Source organism: Dietzia sp. B44, from assembly GCF_014145245.1.
In the GTDB taxonomy this organism is placed as follows: Bacteria; Actinomycetota; Actinomycetes; order Mycobacteriales; family Mycobacteriaceae; genus Dietzia; species Dietzia natronolimnaea.
Genome location: NZ_JAALEF010000427.1, coordinates 1 through 2,033, shown reverse-complemented (window position 1 = coordinate 2,033; position 2,033 = coordinate 1). Strand labels below are relative to the sequence as shown.

The window sequence follows — 2,033 nt, the reverse complement described above, 5'->3', positions numbered from 1 at the left end:
CGGTCCACCCCGACCACGCTGGCCTGGCCGGCGGCGTCCCCACCGGGGCACGTCGAACCGGGACCCGGGTGACGGGTGGACGGCAGCGCGGTGCGATGCGGTTCCGCGGAGGCCGCCTCGCACCGGTACCCGCGATCCGGTAGGAACGGAGGGGCGGTGCGTCATCCGGGCGCGCGGGAGCCGAAGGGGACGCGGAATGGGCGCAGACGCGCGCATGACCACCGGGGTCGACGCCGAGGTCGTCGCGGAGGTGGGGGCTGAGGTCGGCGCATCCGGACCGGCGCCCGGCGACGTCCGACTGACGAGCGTGCACAACTTCCGTGACGTCGCGGGCCCGGGTTACGCGCTCCACCCGACCGGGAGCATGGCCCGCGGTCTGGTCTACCGATCCACCACGCTGTCGGTGGGTGAGGACGACCTCGGGGTACTCGAGCGGCTCGGGGTGAGCACCATCGTGGACCTGCGGACCGGCGACGAGATCACCAGGCAGCCCGATGTGATCCCCGCCGGTGCCGACTACCTGGCCATCGACGTCCTCGCCGGGAACACCTCCGCGGCCGCATTCACCGGGGTCGGGACGTTCAGCGTGGAGGACGCCCGACGCGAGACGGCGATCATGTACGAGCGGTTCGTCCTCGGCGACGAGGAGCGGACCGGTTTCGGCCGCGCGGTCAGCGCCGTGGCGCGGTCGGCGGGCCCGGCGATCGTGCACTGCACGGCCGGCAAGGACCGGACGGGCTGGACCTCCGCAGTGCTCCAGCTGCTCGCCGGAGTGCGGGAAGAGGACGTGATCGCCGACTACATGCTGACCCGCGAGCTGTCCGTCGACTTCGTCAACTCCATCCGGGCGTACGTCCGGGCGGAGATGCCCGAGCGTCTCGACGCGATCGACGTGCTCATCGGGGTCGAGGAGAGCAACATCCGGCGCTCGCTGACCGCGTTGGACAGCGAGTTCGGCGACGTCCGTCGATACCTCGTGGACGGCGCCGGGGTGGAGGAGGACCTCGTGGAGCAGCTGGGGGCCCGGCTCAGAACAGGACGATGACCGCGCCGAGCACACCACCGAAGGCGATCGCCTCGAGGATCACCGCGATGGTGCGGCCCACCTCGGACCGGGCCACGGAGTGGACCCTCGGGCCGGCCATCGTCAACGCGAACACCAGGACGAGGACCGCCACCCCGACAAGGGTGTCGGCGAGTCGCGCCGCCACGCCGTAGACCGCCCCGAGGCCGATCAGCCCCCCTGTCGCCGCGGCCGAGACCGTGGTCAACGGCGCCGGGAACACCGCGGCCGGGGTCGCCTCGCGGCCCACCGGGGCGACCTCCGCAGGAGGCGCCGGGGTGGAGCGGCTCCGGTCCCCGTCCTCCAGCATCAGTTGTCTGTTCATGCCCAGGACCCTACGTCCCGTTCCCAAAGGAATCCCCCGCCGTCCCTGTGGAACTGCTGGAAAATCGAAAAGCGCTGGTCAGCGTCCCGTAAATGGCGGAGAGATCGGTCACAATCCACAGGGACGGACCCGCCCCGGGCTGCGTGACCGCATGACCACGGGTGGGTCGGCGGGCGTAGGATTCGTGACGATCCGGTGGGGGCCGGGTCCGTTCTGTTGCGGGAAAGATCGGGGGACTGGCATGGGTTCTATGGGTGCGGTCGGGGGCTGGTTCGAGCCCGGGGACGACGCCGGGAGGGCGTGCGACGAGGCCGAGGCGGTACTCCTGGCGTGCGAGGACCTGGATGCCGTGATGGAGACGATCCGGCAGGCGGAATCCCCTGTCGACGCCCGCCGCGCCCTCAAGCTGGGATTCGGGTTCTCGGGTAGGCAGGCCGCGCTGCTCCTCACCCTTCCGGTGCTGTCGTTCACGCGGTCCGAGCGCGACCGGATGCGCGACAGCCGACGTGCGCGGCTGGACCTCTTCGCCGATGTCACCGGGGCGATCCCGGTGGTTCGGGAGGACGAGGTCGAGCTCGACCCGGCGCCGGGACAGGCGGCGCGGGCGCCGGAACCGGAGTCCGCCGCGCGGGCGGGGTGGGGCGC

General features: G+C 72.0%; 2 protein-coding genes and 1 pseudogene. 2 read left to right on the top strand and 1 reads right to left on the bottom strand.

Annotated features, from left to right (window positions below; translation table 11 throughout):
* Window positions 1-196 precede the first annotated feature (196 nt).
* Window positions 197-1,045, top strand: a complete 849-nt coding sequence (locus G6017_RS13520; protein WP_241731274.1) for a tyrosine-protein phosphatase — start codon at window positions 197-199, stop codon at window positions 1,043-1,045.
* Here G6017_RS13520 and G6017_RS13515 read toward each other — a convergent pair.
* Entirely contained in the window at window positions 1,029-1,388 is a 360-nt protein-coding gene (locus G6017_RS13515; RefSeq protein ID WP_182617814.1) for a hypothetical protein, read from the bottom strand. The two genes, G6017_RS13520 and G6017_RS13515, sit on opposite strands and share 17 nt — an antisense overlap.
* A 241-nt stretch (window positions 1,389-1,629) precedes the next feature.
* On the opposite strand from G6017_RS13515, the pseudogene G6017_RS13510 reads away from it, so the two are divergent.
* Window positions 1,630-2,033 (top strand): annotated as a pseudogene (locus G6017_RS13510) (DNA gyrase subunit A); the annotation flags it as partial.